The sequence below is a fragment of the Burkholderia sp. LFS061 genome (assembly GCF_047978125.1).
Lineage (GTDB): Bacteria > Pseudomonadota > Gammaproteobacteria > Burkholderiales > Burkholderiaceae > Burkholderia > Burkholderia pyrrocinia_C.
This window is the reverse complement of the sequence record NZ_JBFPFS010000194.1, coordinates 1-223: the sequence shown is the minus strand read 5'-3', so window position 1 is coordinate 223 and position 223 is coordinate 1. Positions and strand designations below refer to the sequence as shown.

Below are 223 nucleotides of genomic sequence, written 5' to 3'. Positions count from 1 at the left end.
TTCGTGCGGCACTGGTGGTGGGCGATCCTGATCGTGGTCGCGCTCGTCGTGTGGTTCGTGAAGGCGACGCTGTCGCGCGCCGGGCCGCGGCTCGCGTTCGACCGCTGGGTGTTGACCGCGCCGCTCGCGGGCAAGCTCGTGCGCGGCTACAACACGGTGCGCTTCGCGAGCACGCTCGGCATCCTCACCGCGGCCGGCGTGCCGATCCTGCGCGCGCTGCAGG

Annotated in this window: 1 pseudogene; it reads left to right on the top strand. The window is 72.6% G+C overall.

The features are described from left to right. Window positions 1-223: pseudogene (locus ACNQQL_RS36320) on the top strand (type II secretion system protein GspF); the annotation flags it as partial.